This window comes from Lysinibacillus sp. GbtcB16, from assembly GCF_019091145.1.
Classification (GTDB): Bacteria; Bacillota; Bacilli; order Bacillales_A; family Planococcaceae; genus Lysinibacillus; species Lysinibacillus fusiformis.
On record NZ_JAGXJV010000001.1, the window covers coordinates 1,629,225 to 1,655,567 of the forward strand.

The 26,343-nt window shown below is 39.1% G+C and carries 24 protein-coding genes and 1 other annotated feature; of the genes, 16 read left to right on the forward strand and 8 right to left on the reverse strand.

Going from position 1 to position 26,343, the window contains the following annotated elements; genetic code table 11:
* The first annotated feature begins 185 nt into the window (after positions 1 to 185).
* Positions 186 to 405: a binding site (T-box leader), on the forward strand.
* 45 nt (positions 406 to 450) lie between these two features.
* From argS to recQ, 4 genes are all read left to right on the forward strand, one after another.
* The gene (gene argS, locus KVT27_RS08215) at positions 451 to 2,124 is read left to right on the forward strand and encodes an arginine--tRNA ligase (protein ID WP_217581107.1); all 1,674 of its coding nucleotides are present in this window, start codon (positions 451 to 453) and stop codon (positions 2,122 to 2,124) included.
* A gap of 109 nt (positions 2,125 to 2,233) precedes the next feature.
* Positions 2,234 to 3,409 (forward strand): MFS transporter, encoded by a 1,176-nt coding sequence (locus tag KVT27_RS08220; protein ID WP_036125795.1) that lies wholly within the window; start codon positions 2,234 to 2,236, stop codon positions 3,407 to 3,409.
* Between the two features lie 255 nt (positions 3,410 to 3,664).
* Positions 3,665 to 4,765: a hypothetical protein gene (locus tag KVT27_RS08225; RefSeq protein ID WP_217581108.1), complete on the forward strand. Its 1,101-nt coding sequence runs from the start codon at positions 3,665 to 3,667 to the stop codon at positions 4,763 to 4,765.
* A gap of 7 nt (positions 4,766 to 4,772) precedes the next feature.
* Complete coding sequence (recQ, locus tag KVT27_RS08230) at positions 4,773 to 6,545, forward strand: DNA helicase RecQ (RefSeq protein WP_217581109.1); 1,773 nt, start codon at positions 4,773 to 4,775, stop codon at positions 6,543 to 6,545.
* A gap of 67 nt (positions 6,546 to 6,612) precedes the next feature.
* Here the strand turns inward: recQ and msrA are convergent, their stop codons facing one another.
* Positions 6,613 to 7,134 (reverse strand): peptide-methionine (S)-S-oxide reductase MsrA, encoded by a 522-nt coding sequence (msrA, locus tag KVT27_RS08235; RefSeq protein ID WP_081937095.1) that lies wholly within the window; start codon positions 7,132 to 7,134, stop codon positions 6,613 to 6,615.
* A 177-nt stretch (positions 7,135 to 7,311) separates the two neighbouring features.
* Here msrA and KVT27_RS08240 point away from each other — a divergent pair, with 177 nt between their 5' ends.
* The 3 genes from KVT27_RS08240 to KVT27_RS08250 all read left to right on the forward strand — a co-directional run bounded on the left by KVT27_RS08240 (position 7,312) and on the right by KVT27_RS08250 (position 9,960).
* Complete coding sequence (locus KVT27_RS08240; RefSeq protein ID WP_036125800.1) at positions 7,312 to 8,262, forward strand: LCP family protein; 951 nt, start codon at positions 7,312 to 7,314, stop codon at positions 8,260 to 8,262.
* Between the two features lie 64 nt (positions 8,263 to 8,326).
* On the forward strand, positions 8,327 to 9,526 hold the full coding sequence (locus tag KVT27_RS08245) for an AI-2E family transporter (RefSeq protein ID WP_008177648.1): 1,200 nt from the start codon (positions 8,327 to 8,329) through the stop codon (positions 9,524 to 9,526).
* 68 nt (positions 9,527 to 9,594) lie between these two features.
* Positions 9,595 to 9,960, forward strand: coding sequence for a cupin domain-containing protein (locus KVT27_RS08250; protein WP_217581110.1), 366 nt, complete (start codon positions 9,595 to 9,597; stop codon positions 9,958 to 9,960).
* Between the two features lie 43 nt (positions 9,961 to 10,003).
* Here KVT27_RS08250 and KVT27_RS08255 read toward each other — a convergent pair whose 3' ends face one another.
* The gene (locus tag KVT27_RS08255; protein WP_217581111.1) at positions 10,004 to 11,179 is read right to left on the reverse strand and encodes an aminotransferase class I/II-fold pyridoxal phosphate-dependent enzyme; all 1,176 of its coding nucleotides are present in this window, start codon (positions 11,177 to 11,179) and stop codon (positions 10,004 to 10,006) included.
* 287 nt (positions 11,180 to 11,466) lie between these two features.
* Between KVT27_RS08255 and KVT27_RS08260 the strand changes: the two genes are divergently transcribed.
* Positions 11,467 to 12,282 (forward strand): ATP-binding protein, encoded by an 816-nt coding sequence (locus tag KVT27_RS08260; RefSeq protein ID WP_036125807.1) that lies wholly within the window; start codon positions 11,467 to 11,469, stop codon positions 12,280 to 12,282.
* Positions 12,283 to 12,328: 46 nt separating this feature from the next.
* Here the strand turns inward: KVT27_RS08260 and KVT27_RS08265 are convergent, their stop codons facing one another.
* Positions 12,329 to 13,123, reverse strand: a complete 795-nt coding sequence (locus tag KVT27_RS08265; RefSeq protein ID WP_036148306.1) for an enoyl-CoA hydratase/isomerase family protein — start codon at positions 13,121 to 13,123, stop codon at positions 12,329 to 12,331.
* A 356-nt stretch (positions 13,124 to 13,479) separates the two neighbouring features.
* Here KVT27_RS08265 and KVT27_RS08270 point away from each other — a divergent pair, with 356 nt between their 5' ends.
* Complete coding sequence (locus KVT27_RS08270) at positions 13,480 to 14,355, forward strand: tyrosine-type recombinase/integrase (protein WP_217581112.1); 876 nt, start codon at positions 13,480 to 13,482, stop codon at positions 14,353 to 14,355.
* A 51-nt stretch (positions 14,356 to 14,406) separates the two neighbouring features.
* Here the strand turns inward: KVT27_RS08270 and KVT27_RS08275 are convergent, their stop codons facing one another.
* The 3 genes from KVT27_RS08275 to KVT27_RS08285 form a co-directional block, all read right to left on the reverse strand.
* On the reverse strand, positions 14,407 to 15,261 hold the full coding sequence (locus tag KVT27_RS08275) for a transglutaminase family protein (RefSeq protein ID WP_008177642.1): 855 nt from the start codon (positions 15,259 to 15,261) through the stop codon (positions 14,407 to 14,409).
* A 61-nt stretch (positions 15,262 to 15,322) separates the two neighbouring features.
* On the reverse strand, positions 15,323 to 16,288 hold the full coding sequence (locus KVT27_RS08280; protein ID WP_217581113.1) for an alpha-E domain-containing protein: 966 nt from the start codon (positions 16,286 to 16,288) through the stop codon (positions 15,323 to 15,325).
* Entirely contained in the window at positions 16,242 to 17,732 is a 1,491-nt protein-coding gene (locus tag KVT27_RS08285; protein ID WP_217581114.1) for a circularly permuted type 2 ATP-grasp protein, read from the reverse strand. The genes KVT27_RS08280 and KVT27_RS08285 overlap by 47 nt, the downstream gene beginning before the upstream one ends.
* 75 nt (positions 17,733 to 17,807) lie before the next feature.
* On the opposite strand from KVT27_RS08285, the gene KVT27_RS08290 reads away from it, so the two are divergent.
* From KVT27_RS08290 to KVT27_RS08300, 3 genes are all read left to right on the forward strand, one after another.
* The gene (locus tag KVT27_RS08290) at positions 17,808 to 18,221 is read left to right on the forward strand and encodes a hypothetical protein (protein ID WP_036125818.1); all 414 of its coding nucleotides are present in this window, start codon (positions 17,808 to 17,810) and stop codon (positions 18,219 to 18,221) included.
* Between the two features lie 339 nt (positions 18,222 to 18,560).
* Complete coding sequence (locus KVT27_RS08295) at positions 18,561 to 19,523, forward strand: tyrosine recombinase XerC (RefSeq protein WP_217581115.1); 963 nt, start codon at positions 18,561 to 18,563, stop codon at positions 19,521 to 19,523.
* Positions 19,524 to 19,576: 53 nt separating this feature from the next.
* Positions 19,577 to 20,092, forward strand: coding sequence for a DinB family protein (locus tag KVT27_RS08300; RefSeq protein WP_217581116.1), 516 nt, complete (start codon positions 19,577 to 19,579; stop codon positions 20,090 to 20,092).
* Between the two features lie 59 nt (positions 20,093 to 20,151).
* On the opposite strand, the gene KVT27_RS08305 is transcribed toward KVT27_RS08300, so the two are convergent.
* On the reverse strand, positions 20,152 to 20,814 hold the full coding sequence (locus tag KVT27_RS08305) for a copper amine oxidase N-terminal domain-containing protein (protein WP_254636072.1): 663 nt from the start codon (positions 20,812 to 20,814) through the stop codon (positions 20,152 to 20,154).
* A gap of 448 nt (positions 20,815 to 21,262) precedes the next feature.
* Between KVT27_RS08305 and KVT27_RS08310 the strand changes: the two genes are divergently transcribed.
* From KVT27_RS08310 to proS, 4 genes are all read left to right on the forward strand, one after another.
* A complete protein-coding gene (locus KVT27_RS08310; RefSeq protein ID WP_008177633.1) occupies positions 21,263 to 21,412 on the forward strand; it encodes a hypothetical protein in 150 nt (49 codons plus the stop codon).
* A gap of 186 nt (positions 21,413 to 21,598) precedes the next feature.
* Positions 21,599 to 21,769, forward strand: coding sequence for a hypothetical protein (locus tag KVT27_RS08315; RefSeq protein WP_036125825.1), 171 nt, complete (start codon positions 21,599 to 21,601; stop codon positions 21,767 to 21,769).
* A 381-nt stretch (positions 21,770 to 22,150) separates the two neighbouring features.
* Complete coding sequence (locus KVT27_RS08320) at positions 22,151 to 23,866, forward strand: putative bifunctional diguanylate cyclase/phosphodiesterase (RefSeq protein ID WP_230584701.1); 1,716 nt, start codon at positions 22,151 to 22,153, stop codon at positions 23,864 to 23,866.
* A 336-nt stretch (positions 23,867 to 24,202) separates the two neighbouring features.
* Positions 24,203 to 25,639, forward strand: coding sequence for a proline--tRNA ligase (proS, locus tag KVT27_RS08325; protein ID WP_217581117.1), 1,437 nt, complete (start codon positions 24,203 to 24,205; stop codon positions 25,637 to 25,639).
* A gap of 47 nt (positions 25,640 to 25,686) precedes the next feature.
* Here the strand turns inward: proS and KVT27_RS08330 are convergent, their stop codons facing one another.
* Complete coding sequence (locus KVT27_RS08330) at positions 25,687 to 26,343, reverse strand: HAD family hydrolase (protein WP_217581376.1); 657 nt, start codon at positions 26,341 to 26,343, stop codon at positions 25,687 to 25,689.

Below are 26,343 nucleotides of genomic sequence, written 5' to 3' on the forward strand. Positions count from 1 at the left end.
TTTTAATGTGGATCTTTTGCATGCCTTCTGTAACAACATGAAGGTGAATGCGGATGCAATCAGTGCCAACGTTGCTGCTGCCCAGGCAAGATATTCTAGATTCCCTGAAGTGATGACAATGATTATTTAATACAAAAAATGTTGACGTCTAGAAAAGACTCCTGTAAAATATGTCAAAATCATAGAAAAATTCGATGATAAAGAGAGTAATTGATGGGACAACTGGAAAGCGAGTTAGGGATGGTGTGAGCCTAATACAGAAACCATGAATGAAGCGCACTTTGGAGAAGATTCTCGAACTACTAGTAGAGAATAGCGGGGCGTCACCTCGTTAACAATGGAAAGTGGTCATGATGAATGGCAACTAGAGTGGTACCACGGGATTACAATGCTCTCGTCTCTAATTATAGAGGCGGGGGCTTTTTTTATTGAAAATGGAGGAGAATATACATGAATAAACAAATTGCAAACAGTATTGCTGAAATTTTAAAGCATCAGCTAACAGCTCAAGACGTGGAACAATTGCTAGAAAAACCAAAAAGTTTAGAAGTTGGCGATGTGGCATTTCCATGCTTCACCTTGGCTAAAATATGGAAGAAGCCACCTCAACAAATTGCAGAGGAAATAGCGAACCAATTGCAAAATGAGATGATCCATCAGGTGCAATCTGTTGGTGGCTATGTCAACATCTTTTTAAATCAAGCAAAAGTAACGCAACAAGTGTTGGGCCTTATTATGCAGGAACAACAAAATTTTGGTACGAATAAAACCGAAATGGGGAGTGTCGTCCTCGACTTTTCTTCGCCCAATATTGCTAAACCGTTCTCTATGGGGCATTTACGTTCAACCGTCATTGGCAATGCCTTGGCAAATATTGCAGTGAAAAATGGTTACCAGGCTATTCGTATTAATCATTTAGGGGACTGGGGCACCCAGTTTGGCAAGCTTATCGTTGCCTATCAAAATTGGGGTGATAAGGAAGCCATTACAGCATCTCCTATTGAGGAATTATTAAAGATCTATGTTAAATTTCATACGATGGCCGAACAAGATCCTACATTAAATGAAATGGCTCGCGCCGCATTTAAAGCATTAGAGGATGGTGATTCAGAGGCGTTAGCATTGTGGCAATGGTTCCGCGATGTATCGTTAGATGAATTTCAGGCTATTTATCAGCTGCTAGGTATCGATTTTGATGAATATACAGGAGAAGCCTTTTACAATGATAAAATGACAGAGGTTGTGACAGAGCTACAAAGCAAAGGACTCCTAATGGAATCAGAGGGTGCCTTTGTAGTAGAGATGGAGGGAATGCCTCCTTGTTTAATAACAAAAACAGATGGCGCCACGCTTTATGCAACTCGTGATTTAGCGGCTGCCTTTTACCGACAACAACAGTATCAACCGAACAAAATTTTCTACGTAGTTGGCAATGAACAAACGCTCCATTTTAAACAATTATTTCAGGTGATCGAAAAAATGGGGTATAAGTGGGCAGAAGATTTGCAGCATGTACCGTTTGGGATGATGCTAAAAGATGGTAAGAAAATGTCCACACGTAAAGGTAAAGTGGTGTTATTAGCGGATGTGCTAGCCGAGGCGATTGCCACAGCTAAGCGCAATATAGAAGACAAAAACCCTCATTTACAGCAGAAAGAGCGAGTAGCGCAGCAAGTAGGAGTTGGAGCGGTTATCTTTAATGACCTAAAATATCATCGTTTAAACGATATTGAATTCTCCATCGAGCAAATGATGAATTTTGAAGGGGAAACAGGGCCTTATGTACAGTATACCTATGCTCGTATTTGCTCTATCTTGGCAAAAGGCGATGTACCCTCTCACATGAAGACATTTGCTCCATTAGGGCAGCAGGCTTGGCCAATCATTTTATTATTGGAACAATTTCCGAAGGTGGTGGACACCGCTTTTAATCAGGCAGACCCATCCATTATCGCAAAATATGCTTTACAACTAGCACGTTTATTAAATAAATATTATGCCCATCAAAAAATATTAGTTGATGATGCCCAGCAAGATTCTCGTCTAGCGCTTTGTCATTGTGTGGCGATAGTGTTAAAAGAGTCATTAGCGTTATTGGGCATTGAGTCGCCAGAAAATATGTAGTGAACGGTCGCATATTCAAAGCATTGACCATTTATAGAATACATGGTAAAAGGATAGAATAATAGAAGAAAACTCTTCCATTGACTGGCAGCAGAGAGGATTAAATCAAATGGATAAAAAACAATGGACCGTTTCACTAATTTTAGTCGTAATAAGTATATTCTTTGTAGCACTTAATATGAGACCCGCAGTAACGGGGATTGGGCCACTCTTTAATGTCCTCATGACAAACTTACAGGTTTCCAATACGAGTATGAGCTTTCTCACCTCTATCCCTGTTTTTTGCATGGGTTTATTTGCTCCGATTGCTGTACCATTTCAGCGTAAGCTTGGAACAAAATTAGCAATCGTGCTGTTAATGGTTATACTCATCTTTGCAAATGGGCTACGCTTTTTCCAAGAAAGCTATCTTTTATTAGTTGTCACTAGTTTTGCGGCAGGCTTGGCTATTGCGATGATTGGGCCTATATTAAATGCATTTATTAAGAAAAAATTCCCTCAGCGCTTTACGATTGTTATTGGTATCTATTCATTTGGCATCGGCGTTGGTGCTACTTTAAGTGCAGCATTGACAGTGAGCTTTTATCAGTATTTTGATAATCAGTGGACAGTTGCACTGGGCTTGTGGGCCTTACTGGCTATGGTCGCCCTTATTCTATGGAGCTGGGCAATCCCGAAAGAACAAGGGAGAGATGGTGAAGAATTTGCTAAAAACGAACCGGCGCGTAATCCTTGGGTAACTGGACGTGCTTGGTCAATTTTATTGTATTTTGGCTTACAAACCTCCCTGTTTTTCTCAATGATGTCGTGGCTTACACCTCTTTTACAGGACAAAGGAATGACGCTGAAGGAAGCGAGTATGATGCTGACGTTTATGTCTATTGTACAAATGATAGGGAATATTGCTGTGCCGATGCTTATGGAGAAATGGACGAATCGATTAGCATGGGTAGTGGCATTGGGCTGTTTAGGGCTGATAGGCTTTACATTATTATGGCTTTTTTCAGGTATTTATTTGTGGCTGGCCGTATGGATAATCGGCATTGTTCTAAGTGGGCTATTTCCGATCGGCCTGCTGTTACCACTTGATGAAGCTAGAAATGATCAGGAAGCTAACAGCTGGTCATCGATGGTATTTTCAGGTGGCTTTATGCTAAGTGCAATCATTCCTGTTGTGATTGGCGTTTGCTATGACATGACAGGTAACCATACATGGACGTACGTAATCTTCCTCGCATTAATGCTTGGAATAATCGCGACAACAGGGCTATTGCGAAAAAATTAATTCAAGAAGGCATGCCATTCAAAACGCATGTCTTTTTTTTGTCAAAAATATTTTGAAGGCCTAAAATCCATCCATTTTCACAGCAAATCAGAGAACCCATTAATTTTAATAGGTAGAATGAAATAGAACTAAAGCGATTGCTCTATTTTACTACTAATTAAATTCAAATAATAATATTATGTAAACTTGAAACATCCTAAGACCTTGATTATGATAGACAAGAGAGATAGTTGAAAAGAAAGTTTTGGTGAAGGTATGTATAAAAAGATGCTCGTTTTAGGAGCGGCTACAATACTAATGACTAGTTGTGACAGTCAAATAGGTGCAGGCTGGTTTCAAGCAGAAAAAGCAGAGATGCCAACAAAAACAGTGGCCAAGCAAGAAGAAAAGATAGTGCCTGAGGTCAAGGTGATAGGTGAGCATGGAATTGGTGCAGGCATTATTATTCAGCAAAAGGATGATGAGCTTTATATTTTAACTAATGGCGCGCTAGTAGCCTCAAAGCCAACTGCCCTTGTGCAAATTGGTCCGGATAAGCTAGTGGCAGCGAATGTTCATTTTATGTCAACGGCACATAATGTTGCACTTTTGCAGGTGACCTATAAAGCGAATGTAAAAGTACCTAAAATGTATGTGGGGGAGCTTGATCTGCTATCAGTTTATGTGAATGGCTTACCTTATACGATTCAAAAATACGAAGATAAAATTGCTGCTTATTATATTGATACAGAGGAAAAGCTACCTTTGGGAAGTCCTGTGATGGAGGCGGAAAACGGAGCAATTGTCGGTCTTTATTTTAACCGTCAGCAGCAAGGTGAAGCACAACCATACATATTGCCGATAAAGGAAATTCAACCATTTATGCAGAAGTGGTTAAAGGAAGGCATGAAGGCGAGTGTACGCCTATCCCAATCAAAAAATTTATATCCTTATATGGAACAGGGTGATCAAGAAGCCGTACAGCAAGCCATCGACCAATATGGTGAAAATATATTTGCGTATAATATAGATGAAATCAATCTTTTTTTAGATACATTCCATAAGCATTTAAAAGGCGCTGTCACTATTCAAGATGCAAGTGTTATGGAGCCGATTGTAGGATCAGAAGATTTGCAAGACACTTTGGCAGGTATGGTTGCCTACTATGCTTCCAAACAGGCGAAGATTCATTTCTCGAATACGGACATTCAAGATATTCGTATTATGGATCAGCATCTACAGGTACGAGCTAAAACGGAGTATGTATTGACCAATGCAGCTGGTCAGGAGGCACTTGCCCATTCCATCATGCTTTATGAAATTATGAAAAATGAACAGGGCGAGTACAAGCTACTTCGTCTTACTACTGAGGAGTGAACTTTGCATGGAGCAAGCAAGACAAATGCTACAGCATCATTTTGGCTATGAGGCCTTCCGGCAAGGACAAGCCCAAATTATTGAACAAACTTTACATGGACAATCGAGCCTTTGTGTGATGCCAACAGGTGGAGGGAAGTCTATTTGTTATCAGATTCCAGCGTTAATGCTTGAGGGGCTCACAATCGTCATATCGCCTCTTATTTCTTTAATGCAAGATCAGGTGGAAGCTTTACGAGCAGCCAATATTCCAGCTGCCTATATAAATAGTACATTAACAGCACAAGAAGTGAATGAAACGATGCAGCTAGCTAGTGCTGGTTATTTAAAACTACTGTATATCGCACCTGAAAGACTTGAAAGTGCTTCCTTCCTTCAAGCATTGTCCTATTTATCCGTGCCATTAATTGCGGTGGATGAAGCACATTGTATTTCTCAATGGGGTCATGATTTTCGACCAAGTTATCGCTCCATTCAAAAGCTTTTCACACTGTGGCAGCATAAGCCAACTGTTTTAGCGCTTACCGCGACTGCGACACCTGCTGTTTGTGAGGATATTCGGAAAATATTAACCATTGATGAAGATGCAACCGTGATGACAGGCTTTACACGTGATAATTTAGCCCTTTCGGTGTTAATTGGTGAAAATAAAGAACGTTATATTAAAAATTACTTGCAAAAAAATAAACAGGAAGTCGGTATTATTTACGCCGCTACACGAAAAGCGGTAGACGCAATTTATGACATGCTAAGTCGGTCGGGTGAAGCGGTAGCCAAATACCATGCTGGGCTTTCAGAGGATCTACGGATGGCTGAGCAGGAGCGTTTTTTAAAAGATGAGGCACGCCTTATGGTGGCTACCAATGCCTTTGGTATGGGGATCGATAAAAGTAATGTGCGCTTTGTGTTGCACTATCAAATGCCTCGCAACATGGAGAGCTATTATCAAGAAGCAGGAAGAGCTGGTCGAGATGGACTTCCAAGTGCTTGTATCCTACTGTATGCCTCCGGAGATGTTCAAACCCAACGTTTTCTCATTGACCAATCACAAGATGAAGCACGAATACCACAGGAATTAGCGAAGCTCCAAACAATGGTCGATTATTGCCATACAGAGGGCTGCCTACAAAATGCAATTTTAGCGTATTTTGGTGAAGTACAAGAGGAGCCTTGTGGTCGCTGCAATAATTGTAATGATGGCCGTACTGTGATGAATGTGACGGAGGATGCACAGAAGGTACTCGCTTGTGTTGTACGGATGGGCCAAAAATTTGGCAAGACGATGGTGGCTCAAGTACTTATCGGCTCCAAAAATCAAAAAATGAATGAATTTGGATTTGCACGTTTATCGACCTATGGCATTTTGAAAGGGCATTATTCGTCTAAAGATGTCTCAAACTTTATTGAATTTCTAATTGCAGAAGGCTTATTGGCAGTTAAGCACGGCACGTATCCGACTATTTATGTGTCAGCCGATGGCAAAGAAGTTCTACTAGGGCAACGACAGGTAATGCGGAAGGAAGCTGTAACGGTTAAAAAACTGGTTGATAATCATCCTTTATTTGAACATTTACGTGTGTTACGAAAAGAAATTGCAGATGAAGAGAAAGTTCCTCCATTTGTAGTATTCTCAGATAAAACATTACGTGATTTATGTGACAAGAAGCCCTCAGTACTGGATGATTTACGCCACATTAGCGGCATCGGTGAAGTGAAATTTGATAAATACGGCAAGCGTTTCTTTGAGGCACTACAATCATTTTTAGAAACACCCATCTAAAATGAAGTATGTGTTTTTACAAAAAAAGTGAGGTGTCTCAATGAAAAATTGAGGCACCTCCGTTTGTTTATTGATCCCAATGCTTAGTTAGAAACTCATCACGGCCCGAAACAGCTCGGTCTTGCTTATAGTGATCAGCTTCTTTTTTATAGTAATCTTGGTGATAGTCTTCCGCTGGATAGAAGCGTTCAGCATCGCGAATTTTGGTTACAATAGGTTTATCGAAGCGTCCACTAGTGGCAAGCTTTTCTTTAGATGCCTCGGCGATTTGCTTTTGTTCATCCGTGTAAGTAAAGATGGCTGTTGAATAGGACTCTCCACGGTCATGAAACTGCCCAAAAGCATCAGTGGGATCGATTTGCATCCAATAAATGTCTAGCAGTTGTTCATAGCTAAAAATGGCTGAATCGAATTCAATTTCGACGACTTCTAAATGGCCAGAAGTCCCTTTCTTAACATCCTCGTATGTTGGGTTTTCTAAATGGCCGCCCATATATCCAGATGTTACTTTATGTATACCATCCCACTCGACGAATGGCTTAACCATGCACCAAAAACAACCGCCAGCAAATGTAGCTTTTTCTATCATGTACATCATCCTTTCTTTTGTGAAAATATTATAGCATTGTTTGGCGAAAAAACTGAGCATTTGGGTGTAAAATAACAATAAGATAGATGAAGATGGGACTTCCTCTATCAGCTAAATGAAACTTTCCGGCTAATCAATCGTTACATTAACTATAAAAAAATAGAGGAGTTAGTCATTATGGAAGAGCAAGATTATACAAGACGCTCGCAACGCCCTACAAAACGAAAGCTTCGTAAAGGGAGAGCAATTTTTACATTATTAATACTCTGTGTCATGATTGTGGCAGGGTACTCTATCATGCAGTACCGAAGTGGACTAAAGCTTGCCAATCAAACACAAGTTGAGCAAGAGGATTTTTCTGGCGATACATTAAAAGGTGATATCGAAAATTACTTAATCCTCGGTGTCGATACACGTGGCGAGGAGAAATCTCGAACAGATACGATGATGGTATTATCTTGGAATAAATCAAACAATGATATTAAGCTCGTATCCTTTATGCGTGATATTTATGCGGAAATACCGGGCTATCAATCCTATAAACTTAATACAGCGTACTACTTAGATGGCGTACAGCTGCTGAAGGATACACTGACGAATATGTTCGGATTACCGATTCACCATTATGCCCTTATCGATTTTAAAAACTTTGAATCGTTGGTGGATATTTTAGCGCCTAATGGTGTTGAGATGGACGTTGAGAAGGATATGTCTGAAAATATTGGGGTAGAGTTAAAGCAAGGTGTTCATCACTTAAATGGCCAGGAGTTACTAGGCTATGCACGATTCCGTCATGATGCGGAAGGTGATTTCGGTCGTGTAGCACGTCAGCAAAAGGTTATCGAGGCTTTAAAAAATGAACTGTTAACACCTGCGAATGTATTGCATTTACCAAAATTCGTAGGGGCAGCACAAGGCTATATTACAACCGATTATTCTTCTGCTGAAGAAATGCAACAAGTGCTGAAACTGTTATCTAAGGGCAAGGTGAACATTGAAAAAGCAACGATTCCAATTGAAGGTAGCTATCAATTCCAAAACTTTAGTCATGCCGGCGATTCAATCGTGATAGATGTGGAACAAAATAAGGCCTTTTTAAGTGATTTTTTAGGCATTTCACTGGAGTGATATTTAGCAAAATCCAACATTATCCTGTAATATAAAGGTAGAGCTTTTTGATTGGGGTGGATATATGGAAAAAGAAAGACCAAAAGAACGTTCAAACCTGTTAGCAACCAAGTTTATTCGTTTCTTAGGTGGTAGAAACCTATTATTTACGCTGGTTATTTTATTATTAGTTGCATGTGTTATTTTTATGTTTAATCAAGTTTCCTTTATCTTTACCCCGCTTCAAGTATTATTTGAAGTAGTCATTTTACCAGGGGTACTAGCCGTCATTGGCTACTATTTATTACGTCCATTGTTGGCGATCTTGGTTAGATGGCGTATCCCGAGAATTTGGGGTATTTTAATACTCTACATTGCGGTCATTGGTGTCATTACACTGCTTGTTGTGTTGGTTTATCCGTTTTTACGTGACCAATTCACGAACCTTGTACAGGAATTCCCAGAGTATTTTATGAAGTTTACGGAAAAATTTGTTGCATTCTTTAATCATTCACGTTTTAACGATTATTTAGATAAAATTAATTTTGACTACAATGAAGTGGTTAAAAACTTCACTACAGATATGGTGAAAACTGTGAAGGATACAGCTGCAAATATAGCACAGGGTGTCGCATCCGGTATTACGGGCTTCCTCTCAACGTTAACAGGCATTGTTCTATCGCTTGTAACCGTACCATTCATTCTGTTTTATTTACTGAAAGAGGGCGAAAAGTTACCGAAATTTATGCTGAAAGTTTGCCCACCGCGTATGCGTAAAGAAGTGACTGAAATTTTCCATGATATGGACAAGCAAATTAGTTCTTACATACAAGGGCAAATTTTAGTATCCATGTGTATTGGTGCAATGGTAACGATTGGCTTCTTAATTATTGGAATGAAATATGCTTTATTGCTCGGCTTCCTTGCGATGATTACAAGTGTGGTGCCCTATTTAGGTCCTGTTATTGCCATCACACCAGCCGTTATTATTGCTCTTGTCACATCACCATTGATGCTGATTAAGCTAGCGATTGTATGGACAATCGTGCAGTTAATCGAGGGAAAATTCATTTCTCCACAAATTATGGGGAAATCGCTCAGTATTCACCCGATTACAATTATCTTTGTATTATTAACGGCAGGCTCGCTATTTGGTGTCCCTGGTGTCATTTTGGGCATTCCAGGATATGCCATCTTTAAAGTGCTTGTGACTCATTTATTCAAGCTATTTAAACAGCGCTATAACCGTTACGAGGACGACGTTCACCAAAAATATGATGTATAAGAAAATACAGCTACTGCCGCTTGACAGTAGCTGTATTTTTAATAGGAGATGAAGGAAGGGGAAAGGGAATGACATACATACCGATTAATTTTCAAGAAAAATTAGCGAAATTCCAAGAACACTGGTCACCAAAGGTAATTGCTGAAATGAATGACTATCAATTCAAGCTTGTTAAAGTAAGGGGAGATTTTGTTTGGCATAAACATGATGATACAGATGAAGTGTTTATTGTTATTGAAGGGGAGCTTGTCATCGAATTCCGTGATGGAGAAGTGAGATTAAAGGAGGGGGAAATGTTTGTCGTACCACGCCAAGTTGAACACAAGCCTTACGCTGCTGCCGAGTGTAAAATTTTGCTTGTAGAGCCTGCTGGGGTAGTGAATACGGGGGAGGAAAAATCAGCGCTTACTGCTAAAAATGATGTTTGGATTTAATTAAGAAAACCCTTCTAGCATGTTGTTAGAAGGGTTTTCTATGTTAGTTTTCTTGTAGTACTTGTACTTGCGCTAAACGATCAACAGCTTCCTGAAGGATTTCCGCTGGCTGTACGAGTGCTAAGCGCAAATAGCCTTGACCTGCCGTACCAAATACAGTACCTGGAACCGTCACAATGCCAACCTGCTCGATCAATTTAAAGGCAAGTTCTGTGCAGTCCATATCATATGGGTATTTAGCCCAAACAAACATACCGCCGTTGGAAGGTGCTGCGTCCCAACCTAGTGCCTGTAAGCCATTCATCAGTGTTTGATGACGCTTAGAGAAGGTTGCACGTAAGTTTGCCGTAATTTCTTCAGCATGATCGAGGGCAACGACAGCTGCATCCTGAATAGGCTCAAAAATACCGAAATCTAAATTCGATTTTAATTGCTTTATAATCGAGATCATTTCAGCATTTCCTGCGATATAGGCAATACGTGTTCCTGCTAAACTAAAGCTTTTGGAAAGGGAGTTAATTTCCATCCCTACTTCCTTCGCACCTGGGGTAGCAAGGAAGCTAATCGGTCCATCCCCCGTAAAATAAAACTCAGAATAGGCTGCATCATGCAGAACGATGATGTTATATTTTTTAGCAAAGGCAATCACTTTTTCAAAATATGCTAAGGATGGCATGGCAGGTACTGGGTTTCCTGGTAAGTTTAAAATTAATAGCTTTGCTTTTTGGGCAATATCTTCTGGTACAGCATCTAAGTCTGGAAGATAGTTGTTGTCAGCTGTTTGAGGCATGTAATAGGGTGTTGCACCAGCTAAGTGAATACCTGCGTCATACGCAACGTAAGCTGGGTTTGTCGATAGCACGATGTCTCCTGGATCACAAAAGGCCATTGGAAGATGCACTAAGCCTTCTTGAGAGCCAATCGTTTGAATGATTTCAGTAGTGGGATCTAAATCAACATGGCTACGACGCTTATAGTAGCGACTAACTGCCTCATAAAAACGCTGTGTGCCTGTAAGTGTATAGCCATACGATTCAGCTAAACCTGCTCGATAAGATAGATGTTCACGAATTTTGGCGTGTGGGGGAAGGTCCGGGCTTCCTAAGCTTAAGTCAATCAGGGTCATGCCCTTTGCTTGCTGCTCTCTCGCAAAATTTTTCAAATCTCCGAAAATTGCTGGTGTAAATAATGACATTTTTTTAGATGGTACGATTTTCAAGACTAGTACACTCCTTGTAGTTGTATAACAGAATAGTAGTTCACATTTTATCATACTAAAGCACAGAAAGGGGCAGATATTCTGAAAAAAGAAAATATTTATATAATGTAGAGGATGTGTGCATAGGCTAGCGAAAATGGATTGCCTAATGTTGGGGAAACCAAACCTACTGTAAATTCCGTAAATCTAGAAGTTGTATTATACTTACTATATAGCTTTTCAATGAGAATCAAGGTACGAATCAATGGGTCTACCTACTATCATTAGCATAAGAGGGGGTGAGGGCTTTGAAGGTATATTCGTTAAGTGGACCAAGTGGCACAGGAAAAAGCACTAGTGCTCTATCATTTGCCCATAAAATTGGCGTTCAGGCGATTATCGATGATGGATTACTCATTGTCAATGGCGTGAGGGTCGCAGGAGTTTCTGCCAAATTTGAAAAAAATACAATTACCGCTGTCAGGCGTGCCATTTTTACGGATCAAGAGCATCGTGAGGCCGTCAAGAAAGCGCTAGCGACCCACCGAGTGGAATCTATTTTACTTATTGGGACGTCAACGAAAATGACAAACAGTATTGCAAAGCAGCTGGAGCTAGGGGCTATCGAGCATTATTATGATGTGGAAGATGTTCGTTCCTTTAAGGACATTCAAAAAGCTCGTTTTATTCGTCAAACGCAAGGGAAGCATGTTATGCCGATCCCTTATCGACAAGTTGAGCAAAACTTCTTTAAGCGACTGGTGCTAAAGGGAATGGAGATTTTTTCAACAAAACGTGAAAAGATAGGGGAAACAACCATTGTTCGTCCTGATTTTCAACGGGAGTATATTGAGATTAGTCATCATGTTTATGTCCAGCTACTTACGTATTGCTGTCAACAACAAGATTTTGTGCAAAAGGTGGAGCAAGTCCAATTTGTGCTAGGTGAACAAGTCCAAGCTATATTGACCCTACAGGTAAGGCTACCGATCGATTATCCCTTGGCAGAACGTTTATATAACTTACAACAAGCAGTTCAGACAGAGTTTTATGCGCATTTTGGCTATGAATTGGATGCTATCCATGTTCATGCAAAATCCGGAATACAGAAGAAAAAGTCATAAAAAACAGGTACTCCCGTCGCTATAGGGCGAGAAGAGTACCTGTTTTTTATTTAGGTTGACGCGTAAACAGTGGCTGGCGCTTTTCAACAAATGCTCGGCAACCCTCTGCAAAATCATTGCCGACAAATGGCGTGGAGCCATGCCATAAGGCTGGAACACTATCCAGGCATTCTTGGACAGATTGCTTGACTGCCAATAAGGATTCAGGAGACATCCCCGCCACAAGCTTACCCATGCGGATCATGTATTTATTTAAATCCTTCTCTGCTACAAGATAATTGAGCATCCCAAGCTTGTAAGCTTCCTCTGCTTTAAACATTCTTCCTGTAAATACTAAATCCTTGGTTGTAGCAGGGCCGACAAGCTGTACTAAGCGCTGTGCAAATTTATTATTTAAAGTGATCCCCAATTTACCAACAGGAATGCCGAGTTTGGCTTTATCGGAGCCAATCCGGATGTCGCAGGCTAGCGCTAATTCCAACCCAGCCCCCATGGCAGGCCCATTAATCACACCAATCGTAGGAATCGGCAAGCGCTCAATAGTGGAAATGGTCTTTTCCATATGTATAAACGCCTCCTCAGCCTTGTCGAGAGAGATGGCATTAAATTCTTTAATGTCAGAGCCAGCAGTGAAATTTTGTCCTGAGCCTCGTAAAATAAGGACTTTATTTTTAGGATTATCTAATACTTGTAGGGCAATTTTTGCTAATTGATCCCACATATTTGCGGTTAATGCATTTTTCGCCTGTGGTCGATGGATCGTAATAATTGCTAGCCCAGCAGTTTCTTGATAAATAATTTTTGCATCTTCTGCTTCCAGTCGAGTCGTCTTTACTTGCATGTTAAGAGCCCCCTAATTTGTTTATACCTTTATTATATAGCACAAGGAACGATAAACACGAAATTATACGAATTTTCATATAAAATTGCGTTGTTATACAAAATAGGTGGAATAAATAGCAATTGTTCTACAACAAGGAACGGAATTTACTATTGTAAGAAAGCAAAAGGTATGAGAAACTAAAAGACGAACATTTGTTTCTTAATTATGTAAGAAGCATTTGAAGGATGGGAGCGGGTATGAGCCTTGATTACAGATTATCCGACACTATAATCTTATATCAAAAATAAGAACATACGCACCCAATATATAGTAAAATGAAAATAACTACCGCTCAGTCAACAAGGAGGGAATGAATGATCACACTAAAGGACGCGTGGAACAGATATATGTTGCTGTTGCAGTCATTAAAGAAAAGTGCAGCAACGATGAAGCAGTACAATATGGATGGGCAGCATTTTTTATCCTTCGCCCATGAAAAAAATTACTTGTATGTAGATCACCAATTTCAAGAGTTATTACAAATTTATTGTCACGATATAAAGGAGACCTATAGCAATATCAATACATTTAATCATAAAATAGCAACAATGCGTGGCTTTGTAGACTTTATTTTCTTACGAGAATGGATGGAGCCCTTTGATTATCAACATATTTTACAGCCGAGAAAAAGGCGAAAAGAGGCGTTACAAGTACTCACAAATAAGCAAATCGGGCAAATGGCTAATGTTTGGCCGACTTATTTTCAATATGCAAAAACAGCAGAGCATGCATGGCTGGCGAGACGGAATGGTTGTATTGTTCAAGTTTTGATGGAAACAGGTTGTAAGCCAGCAGAGCTTGTACGGATGAAGTGGTCGCATTTCCAAAGGGAAAAATCAACTCTTTTTATTGCCAATCGGAACGGACGCCGTGAGGTAAAGTGTTCACCCTTACTTATGGACATGCTAGAACATTATAAGGAAGAAACAGAATCCATGCATGACAAAAAGGTAGAGGAATGGGTGTGGGTGAGTGAGGCAAGCATGACAAAGCCGATTACGACGAAGACAGTGGAACGTATTTTTCAAACGATGTCTAAAGATATTGGAAAAAACGTCAGAGCTACCGATTTGCGTTATACCGTTATGCAAAGGGCGTTTCAGGAAGAGAAAACACTGGAACATATTCAGCAAGAAATGGGCTATGTTCGCAAATGGGTACTAACAGAAAGACAACAGCGCTTTGAATAAAAAATGTGCAGCAATCGCGTATGTCGCCATTCCTGCACAGGTCATTATTTCTTATAAGTGATTCAATGCTTTTACACTTACTTTTACGGTTAAATCATGCTTGCCTCCTGAATAAACCCCTTCAACAGGGCTTATATCACTATAATCTCGACCAATACACAAAATAATATGGTTTTCTAATACTTCCACATTATTTGTTGGATCAAGACCAATCCAGCCAATACCAGGTATCATAACTTCTACCCAAGCATGTGTTGCAATATCGCCGACGAGAGCTGAATTTTCATCGACATATAAATAACCACTAACATAACGTGCTGGAATTCCTTTAGAACGCAATACACCTAGCATAACATGAGTGAAATCCTGGCATACGCCACGTTTTAGGGCAAACGCCTCACTGGCTGTTGTACCCACATCTGTTGCTGAAGGATCATATTCAAAGCTAGAGTATAAGTATTGCATTAAATTAAGCGAAAAGAGCACAGGATTTTCAGCATGGCCAATTGCATGAAAAACTTCCTCCAGCTGTTGTTCTGTCATATACGTAAAATGAGTTGTTTTTAAATAGGGAAGATAATGTTCATAAAATAGTTGTGAGTGAAAAATAGTCTGCATTTCGGGCGAATATTGAATGCGGTGAATAAATGGCGCACGCTGGATACTGACAATCGACGATGTATGAATTTCTAGTACTTGATGCTGCTCAGGAATATAAAATGAACCTACTGTATTTCCCCAAATATCCGTATGCTCACGGGTAAGAGAGGATGGAGTAATTGCAATTCGATAGGATAACAAGCGTTGACGCTCATCACTCCGTGGCTTTAAACGAATCGTATTTAAGCTTTGATCGACTTCAGACTCATACTGAAAAATATTTGTATGTTGAATTTCAAATTTCATCGTGTCCGCTTCCTTCTGCTTACTGACTTGCCTGTTGAAAGGGAGCTGTGATGGATTCCTTTCAAGGTTGTATGCTGGGTTCATATAAATGATAGATTGTCGAGAATGTTTCGCTAAAGGCAATCCATTGACTCAATCTTTCCTCCATTATAGTGATGGCTTGCTCAACGCTCATTGACCAAAAATCAAGATGATCAATTGCTAGGACGAAGCTTTTGATGGTCGAATGAAGCGTTAAACATTTTGACGACAAAGGATCATGCTCGATGGACTTGAGAGCTTCTTCTAATTTTTTCAGACAAAACATGATCGAGCAAGGAAAATGTTCATCCTGCAATAAATATCGAATGACCGATAAGAGATTGGTTTGGCGGTGCTTCTGCAAAAATGATTCTTTTGCGGCAGCAAGCTCTAATAGAAATGTACCATCCATTTCATGAAGGGATGGGCCAGTTATTTTCTGTTGTTCGAGAATAATTAACGTCATCCGCATTGTTTTTTCTGCTCTCTCCAGCCATTTCCCAATCTGCATGAAATAAAAGGGGAGATCCCGAACCATCGTGTCCTCAATTAATCCAGTCACCATCCACAACGTCTTCCGAACTTCCTGTAAAAAAGCTTGAAGATCAATTAATGGGATAGGCCGATCCATTGTTAGTATGTCCTGTTGCTTAGTTAAATAAAAGGCATTTTGTATTTCCCATAGCTCCGCAGGTATACGATCTCTCGTAACTCGGGCATTTTCTCGAATGGCGCGTAATGTAGCATGGAGAGAGTTTCCGTTTTTATCAGAAAACAGAAGATAATCAATTAATGGGTTCACACGTATAGCTGTATAATTGGCTAAATACTCCTCCTTTGAGGCACAAATATTTAATACAGCCTCCCAATGATCAATATAATCATGTTCTTGCCCAGATTGCTCCAACATATTCAACAGCTGTACCTGTAATATATGTGTATTGGTTTGTGTACGTTCACTATACCGTGCCATCCAATATAACGCGTCGGCTACTCGACTCAGCATGCTGCAACTCCTCCTTTAAAATCCATGTATCCTTAGCACCACCGCCCTGCGATGAATTGACCACAAGTGAACCTTCTTGTAAGGCCACTCGTGATAATCCGCCTGGCAATACATAACAATCCTCACCCTTCATGGCATACACACGTAAATCCACATGGCAAGGATAGAATCGTCCATTTTGAAAGGATGGTGCTCTAGACAATTTGATAGTTGGCTGGGCAATATATTGGCATGGATGCACCATAATTTTATCCTTAAACAAAGCGATTTCTTCCTCACTTGCATGAGGACCAATCAGCATATCATAGCCCCCGGATGCACTCACATTTTTAATGACTAGCTCCTGAATATGCTTCAGTACCCACGCTCGCTGTTGCTCATCTTCTAAATGATAGGTTTTCACATTCGGTAATATTGGCTCTTCCTGTAGGTAATAGCGAATCATTTCAGGGACATAGGCATACATCGCTTTATCATCTGCCACGCCATTGCCAACAGCATTTAAAATGGCCACATTGCCTGCTTGGTAAACTGCCATTAAATGAGGGACACCCAATAAAGAGTCCTCACGGAATGCAACCGGATCTAAAAAATCATCATCGATACGGCGATAGATAATATCGATTTGCTGTAAACCATAGATGGTTTTCATATAAACCTTTAAATCCTGTACGACTAAATCGCGGCCTTCCACCAGTTGAATACTTAAATGCTGAGCTAAAAATACGTGATCATAATAGGCCGAGTTGTACATTCCTGCTGTTAGTAGCACAGCTTTTGGTTCTCGCCCTTCATCCATAGTAGGTGGGCGGTGGGCAAGCAGTGCTTTTTTCATGTTAGCCATTTGCTTATCAAGAGATAAGATCGTATGCTTTGAAAAAAATTCTGGATACACTTCCTTCATGACGTCACGGTTTTCAAACACATAAGAAATGCCTGAAGGATTCCGTAAATTGTCTTCCAGCACGAAATAATCACCGTTTTCATCCCGTATTAAATCAATACCTGCTAAAAATATATGATTAGCAATTGGCACCTTAAGTCCCTGCATGATTGGCGAGAAATATGGATTCTTTTCTACCAGCTGTCTAGGGATATAGCCATCACGGATGATTTTTTGTTCAGCATACACATCCTGTAAAAATAAATTCAGTGCTTCCACACGTTGTTTGACGCCTGCCTCAATACTTGCCCACTGAGTTTGAGGAATAATGATAGGGACGCAATCAAAGGGCATGGTCCTTTCGGTTCCATCTTGTGCACCATAGACCGTAAAAGTAATGCCTTGTCTGAGAAAGCTTGATTGGGCTTGACGATATTTCTCCTCGAGTTGCTCCTGCGAAAAAATGGATAGCTTATGATGAAAAGATCGATAATGGGGCTTCGGTTGATTGCCATCAAACATTTCATCGAAAAACAGACTAGAATCATATAAATTCATCATATGGATCCCTCCGAATTTGAGTAGTAATAAAAACATGGTACACTGTGAGTAAATACATAAAAGGAGCTAACATTCATGACAATCATTAATCTAATGCAAGCTTATGAACTTGATAAACTTTCTAAATTAAACTTTTCTGACGAGGAAATCTTACGTGCTTTACGGGCGGGGGATGTATCAGCCTGGCAGGAACAAGTACCAAACTATGATTTTAGTGAAACAATGGCACTTTTTCAGGGTGGCGAACAAGAGTTCTTAGATGCGTTACATGGCCATTATCGAATCAAGTATGTAACATTACCTGGCATCCAACGTTTATTGCACCTGCGCTTTAACCTTGAAGAAGGGATAGATTACCAACTTTTAGAAACTGGTATCCAGCATTTGATGTGTGATGAGGAAACGGTCACAAAACTACAGCAAATGTTATCGACGAACTGGTCTCTTACAAAACAAGCTGATCAGAAATACTCAGTTTTTGTAAAATAGTCATTTTATCCAAATAATACCATGCGTGTTGTGAGACGAATCGACATGGGCAGTTACCCACCTTTCTATTTTTCGAGTCGCCTCACAAAGCAATAGAAGTATACTAGATTTTAATATTCATAGAACATCAACTTTATACCTAAAAACCAAAAACTGTCACAATTCTTTTCTTATTTAGTCAGAAGGTCCTCTATATAAAAGGGGATCTTTTTTATTCACTTATATAGAACGTACGTTTCTTTAGTGTAGAAAAGTAGCTTGTTTTTTCAATAAAGTTCCCAAATTTATATTTGGGAACGTTTTTTTTATGGTAAAATAGAGCAAATAGAGGTGATTGAGATGCAAAAAACAAAACAACCAAAAATCATGAAGGACTTTCTTGTTTATTTAACTACCATCAAAGGAAAGTCCCAGCGCACAAGAAAAGAATACGAATATGATTTGACTTTATTTTTCCGTTTCCATACAGCTGTCCAGGAGGATCTTGATATAGAAAATTTAGCTGTCATTGATATTGCCACCATTACAATAGAAGAAATTCGAGATATTACATTGGAGGACCTTTATTACTTTATGGAGTATTGTGAGGTACAGCGTGGAAATTCTGCAGCTTCAAGGGCGCGGAAGGTTGCGACATTAAAATCCTTTTTCAAATACTTAAAAGGGAAACGGCGACTAATTGAGGAAAACCCAGCAGAGGAATTAGAAACACCGAAAATTGGTCGAAAAAGACCCATCTATATGAATTTTCAAGAGGCTACACAATTTATAGATGGCATACCTGCTAATCAGGCATCACCAAGAAATTACTGTATGATGATGTTTTTCTTAAACTTAGGAATTCGTGTGACAGAGCTATGCCAGCTTAATATTACATCTATACAAGGACGTCATTTAACCGTTGTCGGGAAGGGCAATAAGGAGCGTACTGTTTACTTGAATGATAGCTGCATGCAGGCACTAGCAGACTATGAGAATAATGGGAAAACACCATATAAGGGAAACGGAGATGAGCCCCTTTTTGTCTCCCAAAAGGGAACACGTTTTACACGGCAAACTGTAGCTAAAATCGTGAAGCGAATTAATCAGCAATCAGGTCTTCAAAAGGAGCGACTTACACCACATAAGCTGCGCCATACTTCGGCAACTTTGATGTATAAGGCTGGTGCTGATATTAGGAGCTTACAGCACATCTTAGGGCATTCAAGTGTAGCAACCACTCAAATTTATACACATATTGAGGATGAACAGCTACAGCAGGTTTTAGAAAACAATCCTTTTAATATGGTGCATGAAAGATGATTTTCACCCACCTCTGTCGAATATAAAGGTATAACGAATGAAGGGGGTAGCGTATGATTATATTTGGAAAGGATCAATTTGATGCCACAAGAGAGCAATTACTTCTGGAAATTAATCATTTAAGTGATACCGAATTTAATGACAAGCCAGATGCACAAAATTGGAGTATAGCACAAATTTGTCATCACCTGATTTTAGTAGAGGAAGCTACAAAGAAGGCTGTTACATGGGGCTTAAAATCACAGGAACAATCGTCTCCTGACCGAAAGGATATGCAGCTGCTGTTAGACCGTACACGAAAATTTCAAGCGCCAAGCATAGTGGAGCCATCGGAAAATCCTTTCCATGTTCAAAAGATGGTGGAATTGCTAGCAACAACAAGAGCAGAATTTCTCGGGTTTTTAGAAACGATTGAGGACGCTGATGCTTTAGCAAAGCACACTATGAAGCATCCAGCTCTTGGTGAATGTCCACTCGATCAATGGATTGAGCAAATTTATCTCCATGAACAACGTCATATCCAGCAAATTCAGGAAATAAAAAATAGCTGGCAACAGGCATCAAATTAATTTGAAAACCCATCTATCCATTAACCAGATAGATGGTTTTTTTTGCGATTGATCATTGATTAGGAAGCTTTTGTATGAGGTCTGAATAAATGTCCATCTTCATTTTCTTTTCTATAAAATATCCAGTCTTGTTCAGTGTAACTAGCTTTAGCTGTATTGTCCTCATACTCAGTAAAAAGCACATTTCCATGGTTATAGAGTTCCATGATGGGGTCAGTATCTAAACTCATATTGGATGAAATATTCCCTACGGCTATAGATGGCACTCTTCGCTCACGGAAAAGCTGTCCAATGGCAAGGGCCTGACCCTTTTTAATTTCCACAAATGTAAACATACCATCGAGTAAATAATATACATCTGCTCGACCGATAGGGAAGGTATAACTGTGTAAGCGATGTCCATCAGATGTGCCTAGTGTTTTAAAATCGGCCTTTATAGGTAGAGCAATAGCAGCTTTGCGCGCTGCTTGAAGATCCTCCTGCTCCAATATAGACGAATCAAAAGAATAGTCTTTGGCATGAATGAAAACGAATTGACGAATGGGTTCAAAATATATGTCGTAACCCAATGATTCAGAAACAAATCTGAGAGGAACAAGGATACGACCTTCGCGGTTTTGCGCAGGCACCTCCATTTGTACATCTTGTCCATTGTTAGAGGCAAAATGGCTATTGGCAGTGATTTTTAAGTAATCACCATTTTTATTTTGCACGGTTGTCATTTTAGTCTTAGCATTAACTATAGGAAAGTCCAAGTGATGCAAGGGCACGGATAGGAAGGAAAAGATGATGTCGGTCCATGAGTGGATGTATATCCAGTTTGATAAATTCACCATTGACAACCACTTCGATTGGCCTATTCTCTACTTCTTGTTTGCTAGAGGCCCTGCCAATACAGGTGTATTAGCTATCATTCCTAAACCTACTATTAACATAATTCCTGCTATGATGTTCTTCATATTGTGCATTTCCCTCCGTTCTAAAGTTTATTTTACCATTGAATGCCAAAAACACTCCATATTTTAGGTGTTCATAAGCGCTTGTAAAGCGATGCAAGCGTTTATGATTTTTTTCTGTCATAAGCACTTGACGTCCATCATAATCTGTTATATATTAAATAAAAATAAAAACAACTGTTATAAAACAGATTCAACTAAGGAGGAATTTTTAATGTCAAAGTATCGAGATGGATATGAATTTTATTGTGAAATGTGTGAGCGTTATGGATTAGAGCCAATTTCTTTCCGCTATTATGTATTACAGTTATCGCAGAAGCAACTTTCCGCTTATAATATGCAAGCAAAACAATTAGGGATTTAAAAGAATATGGTGATGACGGAAGCCGACGCGAATATTTTATGAAAAGCCCAGCCATACTAAGTAACATGGACTGGGCTTTCATCATTTCAAAAAAAGATTTTGGAAAATTCGTTGATTTCTAAAGTAGAAATGTCACGATATTATACGTACAAGGAAAAGTAGTTCAAGTGAAAGGGAGAAATAAAGATGACTGATTATCGAGAAGGCTATGAATATTATCGACATATATGTGAGGAGCATGGATTAGAGCCCATCAATTTTCATTATTATATGTTAAATTTATCTCAAGAGCAGTTACATGCTTATAATGAGCATGCTAAAACATCTGGAGGATCAATAGAATATGAGGTCTCCTAGCTATTAAAATGCCTTACTGCTTATGAGTAACAGTAAGGCATTTTGTTTGTTCATTTTTACAATCTGATAAATTTATAAGTTATTAGTATTTTGTATTTAATGGAGAAATAGCCTAAGGAAAATACTATCAATAGTACAAAAGTATTCAAAAACTTTAAAATTAGACAATTTAGAGTGTTAATAATAACTAATATTTGTATTTTATATCAAAAACTATCCCAACCTTGACTCGAATGATTTCATATTTGGGTTGAATTAACTGCTTTTCTAAGACTATAATATAATTACAGAAAAAAGGGCGATATACCACAACTTTATACCTCGCTGTAAAATAAAGCAAAAGTACCAAACCCTTCATATTTTAATGAATGGAGAATGAAAATGATGAATATCACGCCGAGTAGTAATCAAATGAACTACAGTCTTAAAGAATTGCAAGATATTTTTTCCGCTATGAATAGTTCCATTATTGTGGCAATTACAGATCGTACCGGAAAAATTACTTTTGTTAATGATCATTTTTGTAAAATTTCGAAGTATACGCGTGAAGAATTAGTAGGCCAAGATCACCGTTTACTGAACTCAGGCTATCATCCTAAATCTTTCTTTAGAGAGATGTGGAGAACAATCGGTAATGGTGAGATGTGGAATGGCGAGGTTTGCAATCGAGCGAAAGATGGCAGTTTATATTGGGTGAAGACAACTATTTTCCCATTCCTTGATGAGCGGGGAAAGCCTTATCAGTATATCGCAATACGCGTCGATATTACAGCGCAAAAGGATATTAAAAAAATTACCCACATAGCCTATCACGATGAATTAACAGGGCTACCAAATCGTCGTAAATTAGAACAGCGTTTAGAAAATGAATTCCATCAATCTCGACGTACAGGAGAAAAGTTTGCGTTATTTTTCATTGATGTGAATCGTTTTAAACACATTAACGATGGGCTTGGTCATATTATCGGTGATATGTTTTTAGTGGAAATGTCGAATCGTTTACGGAATATTGATTATACCTCTAATTCTTTCTATCGTCACAATAGCGATGAATTTGTCATGATTTTAAATGATGTAAATCGTATAGAGGAAATGGCCAAGGAAATTATTAGTGTCTTTAATGAAAGCTTTGTAGTAGATAACTATGAATTTTATGCAAGTATTAGTATAGGTATTAGTATTTTCCCAGATCACGCAAACACTGTAGAAGAATTACTGAAAAATGCTGATATTGCGATGTATGCTGCTAAATCTACGCGAGGAAATCAATATCGTCTCTACCGTGCAAATATGGATGAAGCGAATGATAAATGGCTTTTACTAGAAACAAAATTACATCAAGCTTTAAAAAAGGATTTATTAGAATTACATTACCAGCCAAAAATTGATTTAAAAACAGACACAATTATTGGTATGGAGGCATTATTACGCTGGTATGATCCCGAATTGGGACATATCCCGCCAGATCGGTTTATTCCATTTGCTGAAGAATGTGGACTAATTAATGATATTGGTGTATGGGTGCTAGGTAAGGCCTGTGCACAGGCTAAACTTTGGAATAAATCACATAATCTCAGATTACGAGTAGCTGTTAATATTTCACCCATTCATATAAGTACTTCAGGCTTTGTAGATATGGTGAAGGGAGTCATTGCGGAAACAGGCATTGACCCACATTTATTAGAAATTGAAATTACAGAAATGAGCATGCTTGATTATACAGAAGATTTAATTAATACGATTAATCAATTGCGTGCGCTTGGAATTACGATTTCATTAGATGATTTCGGGACAGGCTATTCATCTTTAAATTACTTAAAAAAATTCCCTGTGGATGTACTTAAAATTGATCGTGCTTTCGTTCGTGATATCGTTCCTGAAAAATCAGGTATTGCAATGATTTCCGCCATGATTTCTTTAGCTCATGCGCTCAACCTACAAGTAGTTGCTGAAGGTGTCGAGGAAGAAGCTGAATTAAACGTACTTCGTGAGCATGGCTGTGAGTATGTTCAAGGCTATTATTTTAGTAAGCCTCTTTCTGTAGAGGATTTTACAAATTTAATTGTACAGTCGTTCACCAATAGTTCCAGTTATTAATTGCTATTTATGAATGATTTTGCTAAAGTGAGAGATAATATAAATTACAATTTGATGATGTGGCCAAGTAAGTAAGAATAGTGAAACAGAAAATATAGCATTTGCTGAGAGCTATATCACCGCTTCTTTACTGAACACCTACCACGGAGAAGTTATGAAAAACATAACCGAGTCGTTTTCGTTACTAAACGCTAGAGGGTTTTAAGCATAGCTTAAAGCTAAATTCAAGGTGGTACCACGTCGGGTCCAGCACAAAGACGTCCTTTATACAAGGATAGCTTTGTGCTTTTTTTATTCATCAAATAGAATACTTACAAAAAAATGGAGGTAAGCACAATGTCAAAACAACTAGAGGATTTTTCAAAATGGTATATCGAAACCATTCAAAAAGCAGATTTAATGGATTACACGCCAGTTCGTGGCTGTATCGCCTTTAAACCAGATGGCTATGAAATTTGGGAGCATATACAGGAGGCAATGGACCGTCGTTTTAAAGACACAGGCCATCGAAATGCCTATTTTCCAATGCTAATTCCTGAATCCTTCTTCCAAAAGGAAAAGGATCATATTGAAGGGTTCTCACCTGAGCTTCCTTGGGTGACAGAAGCAGCAGGTGAAAAATTAGAAGAACGCTTAGCACTTCGTCCCACATCTGAAACGATGATTGGCCATCTTTATTCAAATTGGATTAAAAGCTACCGTGACCTACCTGTGCTCATTAATCAATGGGCAAATGTCTTCCGATGGGAAAAGAAAACATTGCCTTTCATTCGTACCTCAGAATTCCTTTGGCAGGAAGGGCATACGGCTCATGTGGATGAGGAAGATGCACGTAAAGAAACGATGCAAATGCTAGACATTTATAAAGAAGTGGTGGAGCAAGTTCTAGCAATTCCAGTTTATGATGGACAGAAAACGCCATCAGAACGTTTTGCAGGAGCTGTCGATACGTATTCGATTGAGGCAATGATGAAAAATGGGAAGGCTGTGCAAGCAGGTACGTCTCATTATTTAGGGACAAAATTTGCAGAAGCCTTTAACATAAAATATTTAAATAAAGCGAACCAGCACGAATATGTGCACACAACATCTTGGGGGACATCTACTCGTTTAATTGGTTCTGTCATTATGGTGCACGGGGATGAGCAAGGATTAGTGTTACCTCCACGAATTGCTCCAACCCAAGTGGTCTTAATTCCAGTAGGACCTTGGAAAAAGAATCCTCAAATTATGGAGCAGCTGGATGCAATTTTTGTGGCATTAAAAGCGAAGGGGATTCGTGTACGACTTGATGATTCAGACCAATCGCCAGGCTTTAAGTTTAATGAATGGGAGCTAAAAGGAGTGCCTGTTCGTATCGAATTAGGCCCACGTGATCTTGAAAACAATCAAGCTTTACTGAAAGCACGTGATGAGGATGACAAACAGACGATTGAATTATCAACTATTGTGGCAGCCATTGAGGAAGAATTAACGACGATGCAAACACGCTTACTAGAAAAGGCTCGTCGATTCAGAGAGGCACATGCTCATTCAACGATTGATACACTGCCACAATTACAGCAGCACATTGAAACAGCTAAGGAAAACGGCACTATTCCAGGCTGGATACTTGCTGGGTGGTGTGGGGAAGATGGGTGTGAGGAAAAAGTGAAGGAAGAAACGAAATACACGACTCGCAATATTCCATTCAATCCACCAATAACAAAAACGACGTGTATTTGCTGTGGAAATGAAGCAAAACATACTGTTTGGTTTGCCCAAGCATATTAATAGTACGTACACGAACCCCTGGGAGAAAACTCAGGGGTTTTGTTCTTTTATTTGAAGTAGCTTCCTAAATGCTCCAACGTATGAATCTCGGCATATGGCTGAATAGTAGTGTCATTTTTGCGCATGTCTGGATTAAACCAGATGCCCTTAATATGGGCCTGTTGACACCCATCAATATCCTTTTCTAAGTCATCCCCAACAAAAAGAGTTTCCTCTGGATTGACATCCAGTCTTTTTAAGGCCATTTCAAAGATACGCTTATCTGGTTTACTAAATCCCACTTCCTCAGAAATAATGACCGTATCAAAACAGCGATCTAAATTTGTATAGGCTATTTTAGCTTTCTGCCTTTCTACAGAGCCATTTGTGATTATGCCCACTTTCACTTGCTGCTTTATACGATGAATGAACGTTATCGTATCCTGATGAACAGCAAAACATTGAGGGAAGTGAAGATTCCAAAAGTTTTGAATAGCATGGTTTGGCATGCCATTTTGCGGAGGAAATTCATCAAAAAATGATGCGATAACATCGGTTTTATCACGCTGACCAAAGTATTTTCCATCATAAACTTTAAATTGTTGTCGCATTTCATTTTCTAACGTATGATCGACATCCCTGTAACACATTTTTACTAGCTTGAAAAATAATCTATCTACTGCCTCATCTCTATTAAGTAAGGTGTTATCTAAATCAAATAACAT